The following is an 18,287-nucleotide window of genomic DNA, read 5'->3' as shown; positions in this document are numbered from 1 at the left end:
TTTAACTCGAACGAACGTGAGAAATCTACGGCGGCGCCCGGATGATGTCAAGTCAGTGCGGCGACGATAGCGAATTCGTTATCGGAACGTCCCCCGAACGGGCCCCGCCGCGCGTCGGCGCGCTTCCGGCGGCCGGAGTCGACGGGTGGCCGGCCCGGGTCGCGTCTCGATCACCGTCGGGATGATCCTGTTGCCCTCGGCGCCCCGGGTGTTATATGTTCATGGTCTCGGCCAATGATGAATCGTTTCAAGGCAGAAGCGCTTCTTCCACCCTTTGTCTGAATCCTTTGCACGGTATTTGCTCGATGGCGAGATCCAGGAGACAACGCGGTCCATGGCCCCCACTACATCTGCACACCCCCGCGCCGGCCGAACGGCGCGCGGGAGGATCACCCGGATCGCGACCGCGGTCGCCGCCCTCGCCCTCGTGGCCTCCTCGCTCCTCGTCGCGGCTGCAGCGCAGGCCGACCCGTCTCCCGCCTCCACGACGGCCGCGTCGGTGGGAGCCGGCTCGCTCCCCTGGACCGCCGGCGCCGTCGTGCTGCTCCTCGCCGGAGCGGGCGTCTTCCTCCTCGTCTCGCGTCGCCGACGCGCATCCTCCACCTCCCCCACCCCTCGAATCGTTAGGACATCGCGCATGATTCGCAGCACCACCACACCGCGTCACAGGCGCGGTCTCATCTCACGAGCGGCGGCGGCCGTGGCGGCCTTCGCCCTCGTGGCGGCGGGCCTGGCCCTGGGCGGCGCGCCCGCTCAGGCGGCCGACGGGGAGTCCTTCTCCGTCACGGGCCTGCGCACCAACGGGCTCACCGATCCCCTGGGCATCGACGGCGACACCCCGGTGCTCAGCTGGAAGAGCGAGTCGTCGGGGCGCGGTGTGACGCAGAAGTCGTACGAGGTGCGCGTGGCGAGCTCCGAGGCATCCCTGCCCGATGCCGACGTCTGGTCGTCGGGAGCCGTGCAATCCGCGGAGCAGCTCAACGTGCTCTACGAGGGGCCGGACCTCGAGTCGCAGACGCGCTACTTCTGGCAGGTGCGCGCCACGAGCAACCACGGCGTGCAGTCCGACTGGAGCTCTCCCGCCTGGTTCGAGACCGCCCTGCTCGGCGACGACGACTGGCAGGCCGACTGGATCGGCGGGCCGGACCCAGCGGCGCAGATGGCGGAGTGGGGTGACTACACGGTGACCACCAGCTTCACGATCAACAACCTCGTGATGGGCCTGACCGCGCACGCCCGAGACCTCAACAACTACTACATGATGCAGTTGAGCGTGGCCGACGGAACCCCGCGCTTCCGCCCGCACAAAAAGGTCAACGGCGGCTTCTCGGTGCTCGAGAACAAGGACATCTCGTCGTTCATCAGCAAGGACGAGCTCCTGACCGGCAGTCACACCTTCAGCGTGACCTTCTCGGGCTCGACCATCACCGCCGTGCTCGACGGCGAGCAGATCGACCAGTTCACCGACAGCACCTTCCCCACGGGCTACGTCGGCGTTCGTCAGGCCGGCGCCGTCGAAGGCGCCGAGGAGGCGACCTACCACTCCATCACGGTCACCAAGCCGAACGGCGACGTGCTGCTCGACACCGACTTCAGCGACGGCTCCAACCCCTTCACGGGCGGGAACATCGTGGCCGGCGGCCTGCACGTCATCTCCCCGACCGAGATGATCTACCGCGCCGACCAGGCCAAGCCCCTCCTGCGCAAGGACTTCACCCTCGGCAAGACGGTCACCTCGGCACGCGTCTACGCGGCCGCCCGCGGCGTCTACGAGCTCAGCATCAACGGCCAGAAGGTCGGCGACGAGCACCTCGCTCCCGGCTGGACGGACTACCGCAAGCGCATCGACTACCAGAGCTACGACGTGACCGACCTCGTGCAGAACGGCGGCAACGCCATCGGCGCCATGCTCGGCGACGGCTGGTACTCGGGAACCGTCGCGAGCTTCGGCACGGGACTCTGGGGCAACCGCAACTCGCTCATCGCGCAGCTGCGCATCGACTACTCCGACGGAACCCACGAGTGGGTCGACACCGACTCGAGCTGGAAGACGGCGGCCGGTCCGTACACGCAGACCGACCTCATCCAGGGCGAGAACTACGACGCGCGTCGTGAGATCGGCGGATGGAACCAGCCCGGCTTCACCGCCACCGCCTGGTCGCCCGTGGGCGTCGCGGACGACGCGGCCACCGAGCTGCTCGAGCCGCAGTCCGACGAGCCCGTGCGCACCACCGAGGAGCGCACCCCGATCAGCGTGAAGCAGTCCGCGCCGGGCACCTGGATCTACGACATGGGCCAGAACATGGTCGGCGTCGCGCGGATGCAGCTCACCGGCGCGGCGGGCACGACGGCGACCATCCGCTACGGCGAGATGCTCAACCCCGACGGCACGCTCTACACGGCCAACCTGCGCAGCGCGAGGGCGACCGACACGTACGTCTTCGCCAGGACGGGCACGGCGGAGTACACGCCGACGTTCACCTTCCACGGCTTCCGCTACCTCGAGGTCACCGGCGTCACGACCCCGCCGACGGCCGAGCAGGTCACGGGCCTCGTCTGGGGCAGCGACCTCGCGACGACGGGCGGCCTGGAGACGTCGAGCGCGATGCTCAACCAGCTGCAGAGCAACATCACCTGGGGCCAGCGGGGCAACTTCCTCTCGATCCCGACCGACACGCCGGCTCGCGACGAGCGCCTCGGCTGGACCGGAGACATCAACGTCTTCGCGCCGACCGCGAGCTACAACCAGGACACGCTCAACTTCCTCGGCAAGTGGCTCGTCGACCTGAGCGACGCTCAGGGCGAGAACGGCGACCTGCCGGGCGTCGCTCCCTACCCCGGCTGCTGCGGGGGCGGAACGGGCTGGTCGGATGCCGGCATCACGGTGCCGCACACGCTCTACGCCGCCTATGGCGACACGAGCGTCATCCGCGACAACTACGACATGATGACGAGGTTCATGGACTTCGTCGAGACGTCGACCGGGGCGAGCCTCATCCGTCGCAGCGGCGGCTACGACGACTGGCTGCACCTCGACGACCCGACCGGGGGAGACCTCCTGGGCACGGCGTACTACTTCTACATCTCGGGTCTCATGAGCGAGATGTCAACGGCGATCGGCGAGACCGCCGACGCGCAGCACTACTCCGAGCTCGCCGGCCGGGTCAAAGACGCCTTCGTCGCCCGCTTCATCTCGGATGACGGCACCGTCTCGGGCAACAGCCAGGCCGGCTACGCGATCTCGCTCGGCATGGGCCTCGTGCCCGACGAGCTCATGCAGAAGGTCGGCGACAAGTACCTCGCCAAGCTCGCGAGCCGCGACTACCACCTGTCCACGGGCTTCCTCGGAACGCCGTGGCTGCTGCCCGCGCTCACCGCGACGGGGCACCAGGATGTCGCGTACCGCCTGCTCAACAACGAGGACTACCCGTCCTGGGGCTACGAGGTCGCCTCCGGCGCCACCACGATGTGGGAGCGCTGGGATTCGCTCAAGCCCGACGGGACCTTCGGCGACGTGAGCATGAACTCCTTCAACCACTACGCCTACGGCGCGGTCGGCGACTGGATGTACGAGAACATCGGCGGCATCACGTCCACCGGCGCCGGGTACAAGACCTTCGACATCGCACCGTCGATCGGCGGGGGGCTCACGCACGGCAAGGGAACCTTCGACTCCGTCTACGGGACGATCGTCTCCGACTGGTCGACGACCGAGGGCGGCCTGACCCTCTCGGCCTCGGTGCCGGTCAACACGACGGCCACGGTCACGATCCCGGCGGCCAACCGCTGGTCGGTGACCGAGGGCGGCGTGCCCGTCGACGAGGCTCCCGGGGTGACGTTCGTCTCCGCCGAGAACGGCCTCGTGACGGTCACCGTCGGCTCGGGCGACTACGAGTTCTCCTCGGACCAGGCGAACAGCGGCCTCACGGCGTCGATCTCCGCCGGCGGCGAGGTGCTGCCCGGTGACACCGTGAGCGGCGTCGTGAGGCTCGCGAACACGAGCACGAAGCCGCTCACCGGCTTCGCGGCGACCCTGAGCCTGCCGGCAGGCCTCACGGCGACCCCCAGCGTGGTCTCGACGGACCGGCTGGCGCCGGGCGAGAGCGCCGAGTTCCCGTTCACCGTGGCGATCCCCGCCGAGTTCACGGCAGGCGCGGTGGACGTCTCCGCCGCGATCACCGCGCTCGTCGGCGGCGAGCTGCGGCAGTTCTCGGTGTCCTCCCCGCTCGCGACGGTGCTGCCGTCGATCGCCTTCGAGTCGGTAGCGGCGACGCCGTCGTCGACGGACTCGCCCGAGAGCGCGAGGGTCGACGCGGTCGTCTCGAACGTCTCGCACACGACGATCAGCGGCCGCCTCGTGGTGGACGCGCCGACCGGCTGGCCGACGCCCCTCGCCTCGAAGCTCGTGAGCATCGCACCCGGTGCCACGGCTCCCGCGACCGTGACGGTCTCGGTTCCGCTCGGGTTCACGGCCGGTGCGCAGCAGCTCTCGGTGCGCTTCGTGGCCGGAGAGACGAGCCTCGCGACGGGGTCGGCATCCTTCGACGCCCAGCTCCAGACGCCCCCAGCGAACGCGATCGACCACGTCGACCTCGGCGAGGGCGGTTCGGAGGCCGCGCACAACACGAGCTCCTCGGGCAACGGCGGCACCTCGGCCGAGGCCGGCGTCAGCCGTCGCTACTCGGGCATCGCCACAGTCGGCTCGTGGTTCCAGTTCGACATGGCGGTCACGCCGGGCGAGCCGTTCCTGATCAGGGGCATCGAGACCTTCGACGGCCCGCAGCTGAAGTCCTACGACATCCTCGTCAACGGGCAGACGGTCGACCAGCGGCTCTACCAGCGCACGGCGACGGGCGGCGGTCTCGCGACCTACCAGGTGCTCGTCGACGACGTGTCGCTCACGACGAGCGGCACGGTCACGATCCGCATGCGCTTCAACGGCCTCGGCACCCACGACCCCTCGGTCGCCGACGTCTGGACCCTTCCGGTTCCGGACGACGCCATGGCGCCCTCGGTCGTGCTCGACGTCTCGAACGCCGGCGCGAACGGCTGGCACCTCGCCGGCGCCGAGGCTACGCTGCAGGCCGCCGACGCCCGCAGCGGCGTCGCGTCGATCGAGTACGCGATCGGCGACGGCGAGTGGCAGGAGTACGCAGACCAGGTAGCGCTCGCCGAGGGCGACACGACGTTCCGATACCGCGCCACCGACGAGGCGGGCAATGTCAGCCCCGTGCAGTCGGAGGACGTGCGCGTCGATGCGACGGCGCCGTCGACCTGGGGCTGGCTGAGCGACACGAGCCGTGTCGTCGCCTTCGCGCAGGACGCCCTGTCGGGTGTCGACCACCTCGAGTACTCGCTCGACGGAACCGCGTGGTCGACGGGGCTGCCGTCGGCCGTCTCGGCCGACGCGACCCCGGACACCCTCTGGGTGCGCGGTGCGGATGCCGCGGGCAACCTCGGCGACGCGCTCGAGCTCGCTCCGCAGCAGACGCCGTCGACGCTCGCCTTCGAGCCGGGCTCCTCGGCGCTCGTCGAGGGCAGCGGCTTCACCGCCGGCCAGACGGTGCGCGCCGAGATCCACTCGGAGCCCGTCGTCTTCGGCACGGCCGTCGCGGATGCCCTGGGTGTCGTCGCGATCGCCGGCACCGTTCCGGCCGACCTCGCCGAGGGCCAGCACGAGCTCGTGCTCGTCGCCGAGACCGGTGACGGGGGCGACCCCGGTGACGGTGGCGATCCAGGCGATGGCGGCGATCCGGGCGATGGCGGCAACCCCGGCGACGGTGGTGACCCCGGTGACGGCGGCAACCCCGGTGACGGCGGCAACCCCGGAAACGGTGGCGACCCCGGAAACGGAGACGACGGCGACCCCGCCGGAGGCTCCGTGACGATCCCCGGCGACGTGCTCGTCTCGACCGGTGCGAACCCGCTTCCCTGGGTGGGGCTCGCCGCTCTGCTCGTGCTCTCCGGAGGCGTCGTGCTCGTCATCCGCCGTCGCAGGATCGGTGACGCGACGCGCGATTGACGCGCGGATCGTCACGCCGATGGGCCCGGTCGCACCGGCCGGGCCCATCGGCTCCCTGAACTTGTCAAGTTGTTTCCCCTCGATGTATGGTCTATTCATCGCTACGTCATGAATCGTTTCAACCACCACCACGGACGATACATAGGCTCTAGTCAAAGACGATTGGAAGTACACGCCGTGTCCCCCACCTCCTCACAGGGTGCTCGCACGCCCCTGCGCTCCCGTGGCCGCGCCCTCGTCGCGGCGCTCCTCAGCCTCGGACTCGTCGCGAGCGGGGCGGCCTTCGCGTCGATCCCGGCCAACGCGGCCGAGCCGGCACCCGCATCCGTGAGCCTCACCGACCTCGAGGTCGAGAACCGCACCGAGCCGCTCGGCATCGACGTCGCGAAGCCCCGCTTCTCGTGGGTGACCGACACCGCTGCGCGCGACGTGCAGCAGACCTCCTACCGCATCCGGCTCGCGACCGACGAGGCGCAGCTCGACGCTGCGGGCGTCTGGGACAGCGGCGTCGTCCCCTCCGACGCGTCCACGGCGATCGAGTACGGCGGCCCGGCGCTCGACTCCGCGACCACTTACTACTGGCGCGTCGACGTGCAGACCACGGCCGGCGACGCCACCGCGAGCTCGACCTTCGGCACGGGCCTCTACACCGACGCCGATTGGGCGGACAGCGCCTGGATCGGCCGCGACCGCCTGACCAACACGGCGGGCATCGAGATGACCCTCGCGGGTGCGAGCTGGATCCATCCGCCTTACTCGGGTGCGAACACCCCGCCCGGCTACTTCCGCAAGAGCTTCACCCTGCCGGCCGACAAGCAGATCGACCGCGCCGAGCTCGTGATGACCGGCGACATCGGCTTCTCCGCCCACCTCAACGGCGCGCAGGTCGCGACCGGCCGCGCCGTCGCCGACGTCTGGAAGACGGCGAAGCGCGTGCAGGTGTTCCCGACCCCCGGCGAGAACCTCCTCGCGGTGCGCCTCGAGAACACGGCCAAGGCCTTCGCCGCCGTCGTGGGCAAGCTCACGGTGCGCTTCACCGACGGCACCACCCAAGACGTCGTCACCGACACGAGCTGGGCGAGCAATCAGAACGCCAACGTCGGATGGCAGGCCAACGGCTACGACACGACCGGCTGGGTGCCCGCCGCCTCGCGCGGCCTCTACGGCACGCCCGAGACCCCCTGGGGCAACCAGGTCGCCATCCCGGCCGCGGCGACCCCCGACACCCGCGTCTCTCTCGACACCTCCTCGTGGATGACTCCGCCGGTCTCCGGCAACATCCCCTCCGCCGTCTTCCGCAAGCCGATCACCCTCTCGACGACGAAGGAGATCGCCTGGGCGCAGATGGCCGTCACGGGCGACCAGATCTTCACGGCCTATTGGAACGGCGAGCAGGTCGCCTTCAACAGCGGCCTCAACAACGAGTGGCAGACCGCGCGCTCGGTGAACCTCAACGCGGTTCCCGGCGAGAACGTCGTGGCCTTCTCGCTCACGACACCCGGCAACAGCGTCAACGGCGGTGTGCTCGCCACGGTGCGGGTCGGCTACACCGACGGCACCACCGAGCAGATCACCACCGGCAGCAGCTTCAAGACCCTCGTCACGGCCGAGAGCGCGGCTCCCGCGGGCTGGAACGACATCGGCTTCGACGACAGCGCGTGGGCGAACGCCAAGAACTTCGCCCTCTACGGCTACGGCGTCTACGCCCGCCGGGTCACGGTGCCCGAGCTGGCCGCCGGCGGCGACATCCTGAACTTCCAGAACTCGAAGTGGATCTGGACGCCCGAGGCGAGCACCTCGACGGCTCCGGCCGAAGACCGTGCCTTCCGCAAGACGATCACCGCGCCCGCCGGGCACACCGCCACGAAGGCCCAGATCATCATCACGGCCGACGACTCCTTTAAATTGTGGGTCGACGGCAAGCTCCTCGGCCAGACCGAGGGCGCCGTGAACGAGTGGCAGTCGTCGAAGAAGTTCACTGTCGATCTGAGCTCGTCCAAGACCGTTATCGCCGTGCGCACGACCAACGGTCCCGGCTCTCCCGCCGGTCTGCTCGTGACCGCGCGCGTCACGTACGACGACGCGAGCACCCAGGTCGTGACCTCGGATGACTCGTGGAAGGCCGTCAAGGTCATCCCCGACGGCTTCCAGGCCACCGACTTCGACGACTCGGCCTGGCCCGCGGCCGCCGTCCAGGCGAACTACGGCTCGGGTGCGTGGGGCACCGGCGTGAAGCTGCCCACCGACCCGCCCGCCGCGGCCCCGCTGCTGCGCAAGGAGTTCTCGGTCGACGGCCCGATCGCCTCCGCCAAGATCTACGTGGCCGCCGGCGGCTACGCGAACGTGAGCCTCAACGGCTCGCCGATCAACGACGAGATCCTCTCCCCGGGCTTCACCGACTACGACGACCACGCCCAGTACACCGTCACCGACCTCACCGATCAGCTGCACCCGGGCGCGAACGCCCTCGGCCTCGAGCTCGGCCGCGGCTTCTACGGCATGACCAACGGCAACGTCTGGAACTGGCAGAACCCGCCGTGGCACGACGAGCCGGTCGCGCGTGCCGTGCTGCGCATCGAGTACACCGACGGCACGACGAAAGACGTCGTGACCGACGACAGCTGGAAGCTGCACGACGGCCCGACCGTGCTCGACGACCTGTACGGCGGCGAGACCTACGACGCCGGGAAGGTGCAGACCGGCTTCGACACCGTCGGCTTCCCCGACGCGAGCTGGGTGCCCGCGAGCGAGGTCAACGGCCCCAAGGGCACGCTCATGAACCAGCAGCAGCAGCCCATCCGGGTCACCGACAGGCTGCCGGCCGAGTCGATCACCGAGCCCGTCGACGGCGTCTACGTCGTCACATTCCCGCGCGTTCTCGCGGGGACCGTCGAGTTCACAGCCCAGGGTGAGGCCGGAACCACGATCCGCGCCCAGTACGGCGAGAAGCTGCTCGACAACGGGCGCCCGAACTTCTCCAACAACGGAGGGTTCCAGAACGGCTTCCAGACCGACCGTTTCATCCTCGCCGGAACCGGCGCGCCCGAGACCTGGGCCGGCACGTTCTCGTACAAGGGCTTCCAGTACATCGAGGTCACCGGCTGGCCGGGCGACGAGGCTCCTCCGCTGAGCGCCTTCACGGCCGAAGAGCTGCACACGGATGCCCCGGAGACCGGGTCGTTCGAGAGCTCCGACGACATCATGAACCGCACCCACCGGGCCGTCGTCGACACGCTGCTCAACAACATCCACAGCATCCCGACCGACACCCCGATGTTCGAGAAGAACGGGTGGACGGGTGACGCCGCCGTCGGCGCCGAGATGTTCATGATGAACCTCGACACGCAGAACCTCTTCGAGAAGTGGATCGGCGACATCAACGACTCGCGCGACGAGAACGGCGCGCCGCTCGTCATCGCGCCGAGCTCCGACCAGTGGGGCCAGTGGGGCGTCGCCCCGCCGTGGCACTCCGCGTACATCCTCATCCCGTGGTGGCTCTACCAGTACGGCGGCGACGTGCAGGTGCTGCAGAAGTACTACGACGGCATGAAGGGCTACGTCGACCTCGAGTACGGCCGTTCCGACGACGGCGTCGTGCCGCAGTCGCGGCTCGGCGACTGGGTGAGCCCCGAGGCGAGCCCGGCCGGCGGCAACGCGCCCGAGGACGTCCGCGTGAGCGCGACCGCCTACCTCTACACGATGCTCACCTCGATGGAGAAGACCGCGACGCTGCTCGGCAAGACCGCAGACGCCGCGAGCTTCGCCGAGCACGCGGCCGTCGTCAAGGACGCCTTCAACGCGACCTTCCTCGACACGGCCGCCGGCTACTACCGGGGCAACGGCGACCGCGGCTACCGCCAGACCCACAACGTGCTCGCACTCGAGTTCGGCCTCGCACCCGACGCCGAGACGGCCGAGCGCGTGGCGGCGAGTCTCGCGGCCGACGTCGTGGCGAAGGGCGACAAGCTCAACACGGGTTCGCTCGGCACCAAATACCTGCTCCCCGTGCTGACCGACTACGGATACGAAGACCTCGCCTACAAGGTCGCCGTGCAGACGGAGTACCCGAGCTGGGGCTTTATGATCGAGAACGACGCGACCACGATGTGGGAGCACTGGTCTCTCGACGCCCGCTCGCGCGGTCACTACTTCCTCGGCACCGTCGACGACTGGTTCTACCACTACGCCGCGGGCATCCGCAGCTCGGAGACGACCGGCTACCGCGACATCACGATCGACCCGGCCGTCACCGACGACCTCGAGTGGGCGAAGGCGACGACCCAGTCGCCCTTCGGCCCCGTGAGCGTCGACTGGAAGAAGACCGGCGACGACCTCAGCCTGACGACGCACGTGCCGGTGGGCTCGACCGCCGTCGTGCACCTTCCCGCCCCGAGCCGCTGGGCCGTCACCGAGGGCGGCAAGGCCCTCGAAGACGTCGCAGGCGTGCGTGCGGTCGAGCAGAGCGGCGACGACGTGCTCGTCACCGTCGGCTCGGGCGACTACTCCTTCGAGGTCGACGCCGCCGCGGGCGCCGTCGGAACGGTGCTCGAGAGCATCGACGCCATCCAGGCGCAGGCCGACCAGGAGCTCGCCGACGGCGGGATCAACCAGAAGCAGCACACCGACCTCGGCGCGCTCGTCACCGAGGCTCGCACCGACGCCCTGGCCGCTCTCGCGACGATCGGCTCGGGCGACTCGGCCGCCACGGCCAGGGAGCTCGCCGAGGTGCTGCTCGACCTCGACGCCGTGGACACCTGGCTCGGCGGCCTGGACGCGGCCGACGACACGGGCGCGGCGCTGCAGCAGGCGGCGGAGGCCGCCCGTGAGCTGACCGACTCGACGATCTCCGCGCTCCTCGGCATCGAGGCGACGGCCGTCTTCGACGCTCCGGCGCACAAGCCCGGAACGCCCGGCACGATCACGGCGGCGGTCGAGAACTCCGGTCAGACGGCGATCGAGAAGGTCACCGCCGAGCTGCTCGGCCTGGGTGAGGAGTGGACGAGGGATCCGGAGGGCGCGGCATCCGTCGGCGACTCTCTCGCCGGTGGCGCCTCGGCGTCAGCGAAGCTCGGCTTCACGGTTCCGATCGAGCAGCTTCCGGGCGACGTTCCCGCGACGGTCGACTACGGGTACCGCTTCAACGGCGCGACCGTCGGCATCACGGTGCCCGTGACGGTCACGGTCGACTCTCCCGTGACGATGACCGCGGTGACGATCGACCCCACGAGCACCACACCGGGCGGCTCGACGACGCTGACCGCGACTGTGCACAACAACGGCATCGCGCCGGCGGTCGGCCATCTCGAGGTGGCTGTGCCCGACGGCTGGGTCGTACCCCTCGCGACGGCGGATGTCGTTCTCGCCCCCGGAGCGGATGCGACGCTGACCGCGCCCGTGTTCGTGCCGGTCGGCGCCGACCACTCCCCGGCGACCGCCACGCTCACCGCGGACTTCGTGTTCGGGGGTGTGACCTTCGCGAGCGGGAACGCAGACCTGGGCGTCACCCTCGCGCCGGTGCCCGCGACCAACCCGGGCTACGACCACGTCGACCTCGGCGACGCCACGAGCGAGCAGGCGCACAACCTGACCGCCTCGTCGAAGTCGGGCACGAACACCGAGGCCGGGCTGACCCGTCGTTACGCCAACCAGACCGACGACAACAGCCACTTCGAGTTCGACACCGCCGTGGTTCCCGGCCAGCCGTTTATGATCCGCGCGATCGAGACCTACGACAAGGCGCAGACGAAGAAGTACGAGATCTTCGTCGACGACGTTCTCGTGACCGAGCGGCTCTTCACGCACACGGGCGGACTCGGCACCGAGACCTACGAGATCCTCGTGCCCGCCTCCTTCGCGACCGATTCGACGGTGCGCGTGCGGATGCAGTTCGGCGACGACCAGAGCTTCTACGACCCGTCGATCGCCGACGTCTGGACCCTTCCGGTGCCGGCCGACACGGTCGCTCCGCAGGTCGTGGCGACGGCCGACCCGGCGGCTCCGAGCCGCACGACGGGCTGGTACACGAGCTCGCCCGTGACCGTCTCCATCGCGGCGCAGGATGACCGCGACGGCGTCGTGGGCATCGAGAGCGCCGTGGGCGACGGGGCGCTCGCTGCCTACACGCAGCCGATCGTGCTCGACGACGACGGACAGCACGTGGTGCGGTTCCGCGCCACGGACGCCGCCGGCAACGCGAGTGCGAGCCAGACCCTTCCCGTGAAGATCGACACGGTCGCCCCCGCGACCACGGCGACCCTCGGCGAGGAGTTCGACGGCGACACGGCCGCGACCTCGGGCACGGTGAGCTTCACGGCCGCCGACGCGACCTCGGGCGTGGCGAGCACGAGCTACCGGGTCGACGGCGGCGAGTGGCAGCAGGGCGGCTCTGTGACGGTGAGCGAGCCGGGCGACTTCACGGTCGACTACTTCTCAACGGATGTCGCGGGCAACGCCGAGGCGGCGAAGACCGTCACGGGAACCATCGTGATCCCCGACGTGATCGCTCCGACGGTCTCCGGATCGATCTCCGCGCAGGGTGAGAACGGCTGGTACCTCGAGGGCGCAGCCGTGACGATCACCGCCGAGGACTCGGACAGCGGCGTCGCCACGATCGAGTACCGCCTGGGCGACGGCGACTGGTCGCGCTACGGCTCGCCGGTCGTGCTGCCCGAGGGCGAGTCGACGATCGCGTTCCGAGCCACCGACAACGAGGGAAACGTGAGCGCGATCTCATCGCTCTCGGCCGAGGTCGACGCGACGGCCCCCACCGCGTGGGGCTGGCTCTCGAACGGCGGTCGCGTGACGGCTGTCGGCGGCGACAGCGGATCGGGCATCGACCACCTGCAGTACTCGCTCGACGGCGAGACCTGGGTGACGGGGCTCACCGAGCTCATCGCCGAGGACGCCGCGCCGACCACGGTTCGGGTGCAGGCGATCGATCGCGCGGGCAACACGGGCGAGATCTCGGCGCTCACCCGGGCCGACGCACCGCAGGAGCTCACCGTGACCCCCGGGACGCCCGTGCTCATCGAGTCGAGCGGGTTCGAGCCCGGACAGAGCGTGCGCGTCGAGCTGCACTCCGAGCCCGTTGTGCTCACGACCGTCAGGGCGGACGCCCGCGGTGTGATCGCCGCCTTCGCGGCGATCCCCGGCGACGTGACCCCCGGCGGCCACACCCTCGTGCTCGTCGTCGACACCGATGGCGGCGACCCGGGCGATCCCGGCGACCCGGGCACTCCCGGTGACGGCGGCAACCCCGGCGACGGCGGAGAGCCCGGCGACGGAGGCCAGGGCGGCGGCTCGATCGAGATCCCGACCACCATCGCCTCCACGGGTGTGAACCCGCTGCCGTGGGCGATCCTCGGCGGGGTGCTCCTGCTGGGCGGCGCCTGGTTCGCGCTGCGTCGTCGCCGCAGCACGGTCATCACCCGCTAGAACACCGATCCCGGGGGCCTTCCGCACGCTTCGCGGAAGGCCCCCGGGTTTCGTCGTACCCGAGGGCGTCCCGCACCGCCTCCCGCACCGCGTCCCGCACCACCATCCCCGCACCACCCGCTCCATCGAAAGAGCCAGAACAATGACGATCTCCCGTTCTTCGCACGACCCGGCCTCCTCCGCACGTCGAGGCCGTGCACCCGGCTCGAGAGCAGCCACGACCGTCCGACGGCTCGTGCGCGGCGTCGCGGCGCTCGCCGCGACGGCCCTGCTCGTGCCGGCCGTCGCCCTCTCGGCGCAGGCGGCCCCGGCCGAGTCGCCGGCCCCCGCCGCGCCCACCGCCTCGGCGGCCCCCACCGGCCTGACCGTCGAGGGCCGCACTGCGCCCGCCGACATCGAGAACCTCTCGGCGCCGGTGTTCGCGTGGCAGCCTCCCGTGCAGCCCCGGCTCATCGCGGGCGACCAGACCCCCGACCAGGAGGCCTACCGGCTCGTGGTCTCCTCGAGCTCCGAGGCGGCCTCCGCGGGCACGGGCGACGTCTGGGACTCGGGTCGAGTCGAGTCGGCGCAGTCCACGGCCGTCCCTTACGCCGGCCCGGCGCTGACGGCTGGGTCGAAGTACTGGTACAGCGTGAAGACGTGGAGCGGGTCCGGGGCCGAGTCGGGCTGGGCCGAGTCATCCGCTTTCGGCACGGCTCTCGGCTCGACCTGGAGCGACGCCGATCCGATCTGGGCGCCCCGGGCAGACCGGAGCGGCGGATGGGGCGACTTCACCTACTCGGGAACCTTCAGCATCCAGCAGGGCAACGCGACCCTCTCGTTCCGCGTGCAGGACTCCGGCAACTACTACATGTGGCAGTTCCGGGGCGCCGGTCAGCTCGCGCCGCACCGCTGGGTGGGCGGGGCCTTCACCCAGCTCAAGACGGTGGAGCTCGGTCATCCGCTCGACGTGGGCAAGGACTACCGCTTCCGCATCGAGGCGCGCGGCTCGACCATCACGACCTACCTCGACGACGTGCTCGTCGACACGACCGTCGACGACACCTTCGCGACGGGCACGATCGGCTTCCGCACCGGCGGCAGCGAGCGCACGGACTTCGACGATCTGAAGGTCGTCGCCCCCGACGGCGCGACGCTCTACCAGAACGACTTCTCGGCGCCGAACACCGACTTCTCCTGCGGCACGGTCGCGAACGGCGTGCTCTCGGTCGGCACGAGCAAGCAGTGCAGCATCGACCCGTGGGGCGACTACACGCTCTCCTTCGACCTCACGATCTCCGAGATCGCGCAGGGCGTCGTCTTCCGTGCGATCGACGAGAAGAACTTCTACATGTGGCAGTTCCGGGCCGACAACTCGACCCTCGTTCCGCACGTCAACAAGAACAACGTCTTCACGGCGATGCCGGCCGTGCCGCTCGGGAAGACGATCTCGACGGGGCGGAGCTATCCCGTGCGGATCGAGGCCTACGGCTCGACGATCAGGACCTACTTCGACGGCACGCTCATCGACACCCGCACCGACACGACGTACCCCACGGGCAACATCGGCGTGCGCAACGGCAGCAAGGAGACCGGCAGGATCGCGAACCTGAAGGTCGCCTCCTCGAGCGGCAGCGTCGTCTACAGCAACGACTTCACGAGCAACGCCGACCTGCCCTGCGGCACGGTGAGCGGCAACGCCCTCACGGTGCCCAAGGGCGCGCTGTGCCTGCGCAGCGTCGTCAACAACGACTGGATCTTCACCCGCGGCCAGGTCGACGTGCCCGATCGCGACATCCAGTGGGCGACCCTCTACGCGACCGGCTCCTCGCCCGAGCCCACCCGGCAGTACGTCTACAAGGCCTACGTGAACGGGCAGTTCGTGGGCCTCGGCCCGACCCAGTCGGTCGGCGCGGAGACCCGGTACGACGGCTACGACGTGACCGGTCTCATCACGAAGGGCGAGACGAACGCGATCGGCGCCGTGCTCTACACGACCGTCGACCAGCGCTTCCTGGCGAAGCTCGTCATCCACTTCACCGACGGCACCGAGCAGAGCTTCGGCACGGGCGACGATTGGACGACGATGAGCGGCTCGGCCGTCTACCCCGCGGCCGGCAGCAGCGGAACCTCGTACTTCACCGCGCCCAAGGAGAACACCGTCGCGAGCGAGTACCCCTTCGGGTTCGCCGAGGCCGGCTTCGACGACTCCGAGTGGAAGGCCGCGCAGGTCAAGGCGCCCTTCGCCCAGCTCGAGGCGACCCCGACCGCGAAGGTCGAGCAGCAGTACCCGGCCCCGGCGTCGATCGTCGACAAGGGCAACGGCGACTACTTCGTCGACTTCGGCCGGGCCTGGGTGGGAGGCATCCGTCTCGCCGTCGACGGCGAGGCCGGCCAGGTGCTCGACGTGCGCTACGGCGAGATCACCTCGGCGCCGAACACGGTCAGGTACGCGCTCAGCACGGGCAACAACTACCAGGACAAGTGGACGCTGAAAGACGGTGAGCAGACCCTCGAGACCTGGGGCATCCGCGTCTTCCGCTATGTCGAGATCCTCGGCGCCACCGAGCCGATCACCGCCGAGAACCTGCAGGCCGTCGCACTCGTCTACCCCTTCGACGCGGATGCCGCGCAGTTCACCTCCTCGAACGACAATCTCAACCAGGTCTGGCAGCTCTCCAAGAACACGATCGAGATGGCGAACGTCAACCTCTACGTCGATAGCTGGACGCGCGAGCGCGGCCCCTACGAGGCGGATGCCTACCTGCAGCAGACGGCGTCGTCGTACCTGAGCAGCGACCTGACCCTGGGCGACTACTCGATGGACTACCTCATCTCGAACCGCACCTGGCCCACCGAATGGCCGCTCTACGCGATCCGCTCGGTGCACGACAGCTGGTGGAACACGGGTACGACCGACCAGATCACGGCGCAGTACGACAAGCTCGTGGCCATGTTGCCGACCCGATGGCTGGACCCGGCCACGGGGCTCGTCAAGAAGGATCCGGGAACAGGCAACGGCAATGACCGAGACCTCGTCGACTGGCCGACGAACGAGCGCGACGGCTACGTGATGACCCAGTACGACACGGTGATCAACGCGCTCTCGTACCGCACATTCCGCGACATGCAGGAGATGGCGACGGCGATCGGCAAGACCGACGACGCGGCGGGCTTCGGCGCGACAGCCGACAGGCTCTACACGGCGATCAACGAGAAGATGTACGACCCGGTCAGGGGCGCATACCGCGACGGCCTCAACAACGACGGAACCCCCATCGACCACTTCGCCCTGCACGCCACCGCGTTCTCGCTCGCCTTCGGCCTCGCCGACGAGGAGCAGGCCGCGAAGGGGGCCGAGTACATCGGAACGAAGGGCATGGCCTGCAGCGTCTACTGCGCGGGCTTCCTGCTCGACGGCCTCTACGCGGGCGGCAACGGCGACATCGCCATGTCGCTCATGACGAGCACGGGCCTGCGCAGCTGGATGAACATGATCGCGGTCGGCGCGGGCGCGACGATGGAGGCCTGGGACCTCTCGCTCAAGAGCAACACGACGTACTCGCACCCCTGGGCCGCCGCTCCCGCGTACGTGGTTCCGCGCGGTGTGTTCGGCATCTCGCCGACGAGCCCCGGGTACACGAGTTTCTCGGTCAAGCCGCAGCCCGGTGGCGTCTCCACGGCGTCGATCACCGTTCCGACCGCGGCGGGCTCCATCGGCGTCGCCTTCGACGCCCGAGGCGAGTCGAGCCTCGACCAGGCGGTGCGGGTTCCCGCGAACACGACGGCGACCGTCAGCATCCCGGTCGGCGACGCAAAAGACGACACGGTGTACCTCGACGGCGTCGCGACCGCGGCGAAGCCCGCCGGCGACTACCTCCAGCTCGACGCCGTGCCCTCCGGATGCCACGTGCTCAGCACGCGGGCCGGCAGCGCGGCATCCGAGAACCCCGCGCTCGCCGACCTCTGCCCGGACGGCTTCGTGACCCCCGACACCACGGCGCCCGAGGCGTCGGCCACGGCCGCGCTGACGGACACCCCGGGTGAGCGGCTCGTGACGGTGACCGCCGTCGATCCCGGCGTCGAGGACGGCACGGGCACGGATGTCGTGTCGATCGACTACCGCGTCGACCCCTCCGATGAGTGGACGCCCTACACGGCCCCCGTGAGCGTCGACGCGTCACTGCACACGCTGAGCTTCCGTGCGACGGATGCCGCGGGCAACGTGTCCGACGCCGGCGAGATCGTGCTCCCCGGCGGAACGCTCACGCCGGCCGAGGTGCAGGCGGGCGGCAGCGTCGCGCTCGAGCTCCAGGGCTTCGAGGGTGGCGATGCGCTCGCGATCGAGCTGCACTCCGACCCCGTGCCGCTCGGCACGGCCACGGCGGGCGGCGACGGCTCGCTGTCGCAGAGCCTGACGATCCCCGCCGACAGCGAGCTCGGCCTCCACGCCGTGGTGATCACGGGCGAGTCGGGCCGCATCGCGAGCCTGCCCGTCGTGATCACGCCGGCCGACGACGGGGGCGACCCGGGGAACGGGGGCGATCCGGGGAACGGCGGCGAGCCCGGCGACGGCGCCCCCGGTACCCCCGGCAACGGCGCCCCCGGCGCTCCCGGTGACGGGGGCGCCACCGCAGGCCAGGGCGACGGCACGGGTGCCGGAGGGCTCAGCGAGACCGGTTTCCCCGCGACTCCCTGGCTGCTCGGCGGCGTGCTGCTGTCTCTGCTGGGGCTGGGCCTCTATGGTGTGATGAAGCGTCCGCGGCGGTCGTAGCGGCCGACATGTTTTCGAAGGATCGGATGAGGCTGTCATCATGCACGAAGTCGTATATGTCGATGGCGACAGGGGGAG

The 18,287-nt window shown here is 69.8% G+C and carries 3 protein-coding genes; all 3 read left to right on the top strand.

The annotated features are described in order from the left end of the window. Positions 1 to 334: 334 nt before the first annotated feature. The 3 genes from CLV54_RS00850 (at position 335) to CLV54_RS00840 (ending at position 18,209) form a co-directional block, all read left to right on the top strand. Positions 335 to 6,022 carry a family 78 glycoside hydrolase catalytic domain gene (locus CLV54_RS00850; RefSeq protein ID WP_100343067.1) on the top strand — a complete coding sequence of 1,896 codons (5,688 nt, stop codon included), beginning with the start codon at positions 335 to 337 and terminating at the stop codon, positions 6,020 to 6,022. 177 nt (positions 6,023 to 6,199) lie between these two features. Next, entirely contained in the window at positions 6,200 to 13,456 is a 7,257-nt protein-coding gene (locus CLV54_RS00845) for a family 78 glycoside hydrolase catalytic domain (protein ID WP_100343066.1), read from the top strand. Between the two features lie 142 nt (positions 13,457 to 13,598). Continuing rightward, positions 13,599 to 18,209 carry a family 78 glycoside hydrolase catalytic domain gene (locus CLV54_RS00840; protein WP_157802749.1) on the top strand — a complete coding sequence of 1,537 codons (4,611 nt, stop codon included), beginning with the start codon at positions 13,599 to 13,601 and terminating at the stop codon, positions 18,207 to 18,209. Positions 18,210 to 18,287 lie beyond the last annotated feature (78 nt).

Source organism: Compostimonas suwonensis (assembly GCF_002797855.1).
GTDB classification, from domain to species: Bacteria; Actinomycetota; Actinomycetes; order Actinomycetales; family Microbacteriaceae; genus Compostimonas; species Compostimonas suwonensis.
The sequence above is the reverse complement of the archived record's forward strand: the minus strand, read 5'-3'. Positions and strand labels throughout refer to the sequence as shown.

Coding starts and splice junctions, on each gene's coding strand:
- CLV54_RS00850 (WP_100343067.1), top strand. CDS start 335: ATGGCCCCCACTACATCTGCACACCCCCGCGCCGGCCGAACGGCGCGC.
- CLV54_RS00840 (WP_157802749.1), top strand. CDS start 13,599: ATGACGATCTCCCGTTCTTCGCACGACCCGGCCTCCTCCGCACGTCGA.